General features: G+C 57.7%; 3 protein-coding genes and 1 pseudogene. 2 read left to right on the top strand and 2 right to left on the bottom strand.

Annotated elements, in window-relative coordinates:
- Positions 1 to 449: 449 nt before the first annotated feature.
- Both AC5JJ6_RS09350 and AC5JJ6_RS09345 read left to right on the top strand, forming a co-directional pair.
- Positions 450 to 617 carry a hypothetical protein gene (locus AC5JJ6_RS09350; RefSeq protein ID WP_496041777.1) on the top strand — a complete coding sequence of 56 codons (168 nt, stop codon included), beginning with the start codon at positions 450 to 452 and terminating at the stop codon, positions 615 to 617.
- 185 nt (positions 618 to 802) lie between these two features.
- A pseudogene (locus AC5JJ6_RS09345) lies at positions 803 to 1,018 on the top strand (transposase family protein); the annotation flags it as partial.
- 56 nt (positions 1,019 to 1,074) lie between these two features.
- Here AC5JJ6_RS09345 and AC5JJ6_RS09340 read toward each other — a convergent pair.
- Both AC5JJ6_RS09340 and AC5JJ6_RS09335 read right to left on the bottom strand, forming a co-directional pair.
- The gene (locus tag AC5JJ6_RS09340) at positions 1,075 to 1,347 is read right to left on the bottom strand and encodes a DDE-type integrase/transposase/recombinase (RefSeq protein ID WP_496041776.1); all 273 of its coding nucleotides are present in this window, start codon (positions 1,345 to 1,347) and stop codon (positions 1,075 to 1,077) included.
- A 22-nt stretch (positions 1,348 to 1,369) separates the two neighbouring features.
- Entirely contained in the window at positions 1,370 to 2,335 is a 966-nt protein-coding gene (locus AC5JJ6_RS09335; protein ID WP_496041775.1) for an IS5 family transposase, read from the bottom strand.
- Between the last annotated feature and the right edge of the window lie 88 nt (positions 2,336 to 2,423).

The raw sequence follows: 2,423 nt of genomic DNA, 5'->3' as shown, positions 1-2,423 counted from the left end.
GCGCAGCCCAGCCTCGTAGGCCTTCCAGTTCGTCACCTTGTAGCGGGCTCTCGGGATGTGGTGGCGGCGGTCGGCATTGTACTTGTGCGGCATGCTCAGACGAGAAGATCAGGAAGGGGCGCTCCTTCTATCCAATGTCAGCCGCCCGGGCAACCGCCGCATCCGTGCACCAAACCAGCTTGCACCCCCAATCTCACGACGCTCTCACATACCCCTTTGACGACGAAGTGAAGACATTGATGTCGGTTGAGAATATTCCTAAAAATTCTCTAATGGAGTTATCAACAATATCACAGCATTAAGTGTGACTTAGCCCACATAAAGATTTTGATTTCTTGGATATCATAAGAATTAGTCGGAACCGATGCCATTACACGGCTTTAGCGTGATCGGTTTTGACGATAAGAGGTCCACAAACTCAACTTCCGCGCTGAAAAGGGAGTCCGACGATGACTGATCTTGATGTTAAGTCCCTAAAACTTGCCGCGCCGATGACTTCGACTATATCAGAATTGACCGACGAACAAATCGATATGGCTTCTGGTGCCGGTGTAAGACAGATCTGGGCAGAGGTCAAAAATACCGCATCGGATGTTTGGGACGCTTTCGTAGGATAATCCAAGCTCAACGAAGCTAACAGGGTGCGGAGCTGACGGCTCCGCACCTTTTCTTGTTTCTGGCATTCAGGCACGGACGGTTCGTCATGTTCCGCGGGGTACCAGGGGCGACGCATGAAATGGGCTGTTGAGATTTGACGGTGTTAACAGGGCGTTACGGTTCTCCCTTCATCAACGAAGGGAGAATGGCGATGTCCGTCGAGAAACTGGTCGAGCACTTTTCCGCGCTCGAGGATCCGCGGTGTTCTGGAAAGGTCGATCATCGGCTGATCGACATCCTGGTCATCGCGGTGTGTGCGGTGATCGCGTGCGCCGAGAGCTGGAATGACATTGCGCTCTATGGCCGCAACAAGCTGGGCTGCCTGAGGTCTTTTCTGACGCTGGCCAACGGCATTCCCTCGAGGGTTCTGTTGCAAAGTTCTGGCTGAGACAAAATTATCGTGAGCTTGGGCCATTTTCAGGCAGCAACGTCGAACAGCGAGTTGACGAAGGCAGCTTGGGCAACAATGTCGTTGCCCCCAATCCCCTGCACCTGTCCTTTCCTCATCATCGCCAGAGTTTCATACCCAACCAGGGTGCACCAAGCCGTTCGGAACCTCTTGAAACCGAGTCCGGATCTGACCAGCCGCTTTATTCGTCGGTGATCTTGTTCCACGATGTTATTGAGATACTTGACTTGCCGCAGTTTGGAGAAGCGCCAGAGCTGCTTGTCCTTCTTGATGTCGGCCACCGCCTTAGAATCTGTACGCGAATTAAACCTCTTGTGTTTGCTGGGTTTGGAGTGAGGCGAGCCGCCGTGAGATGATTGAGATCATGGCGATCCAGACATGAGCGGCGAAGAGGTCGGACTTTCGATCAAAGACGGTGTTGAGGCGTCGGTAGCGGGACAGCCAGGCGAACAGACGCTCGACCACCCACCTGATTCCAACGGGAAGAAACTGGCCGTCGCGGGTTCCGCCAGGCGAGACCGAGACATGAATGTCATGGTCGAGAGTGGCCTGGGCGAAGGGCATGCCCTTGTAGCCACTGTCACCCAGCAGATCGCCCTGGAAACCCAGTTCCGCCAGCCGGGGCAGCATCGGCGTGGCGCCGGCACGATCGTCGGTGTTGGCCGGCGCCAGCTCAAGATCGAGCAGCGAGCCATGCTTGTCGCAGACGGCACTCAGCTTGATGCCTTTGATCAGCTTGCCGCCATCGATGCCGCGCATCCAGCAGGTCGGTGCCGAGCGCAGCGAGCGGCTGTCCATGACGACGGCGGACGGCAGAGCCTCGTCGCCGCAGGCAACGCGCCAGTCGAACGCCAGGCGCTGCCCGAGCCGGCGCCACAGCCCCAGCCGGGTCCAGCGGGCAAACGCGCTGTGCAGGGTAGTGAACGGGATACCGGACAGGAAGCCGGCGATGCGCCACTGCATGCCGCCGAAGGTCAGCATCCAGATCAGCCCCAGCAGGCGCCGCCGCAGCTCGGGATCCGGTTTGCGACCGCGGCGATGAACCCCGACACGCTCCGCCTCCATCGCCGCCAGTTCGGCTTCCGTGGCGAAGATGAACACCTCGATGTCGGCGAGCGCGTCCCATGCGTCGCGCTGACGGGAACGGGAGATGTGGCGAGCAGAAAGCGAAACCATATCAGGAGAACCGGAAGAGTGGGGGACCGTCAGATATGGTGATCGGCAGCCCTCATGCCTCCCCCCCGCGCGGCCCAGCTGACCGCGCGACATTCCGATAGGCCGTCAATTTGCGTACAGGTTCTAAGCTGGACTTTGCACGTTTCGTGAGATTGGCAGACCTTAGGCATTGATCCAGAAG

It is taken from the genome of Skermanella sp., from assembly GCF_059503625.1.
Note: the sequence above shows the minus strand (reverse complement) of the source record. Positions and strands in the feature narration are given on the sequence as shown.

What these genes read in the sequence shown, in the direction of transcription:
- AC5JJ6_RS09335 (WP_496041775.1), bottom strand. Translation starts at nt 2,335, where the DNA reads ATGTCGCGCGGTCAGCTGGGCCGCGCGGGGGGGAGGCATGAGGGCTGC.
- AC5JJ6_RS09350 (WP_496041777.1), top strand. Translation starts at nt 450, where the DNA reads ATGACTGATCTTGATGTTAAGTCCCTAAAACTTGCCGCGCCGATGACT.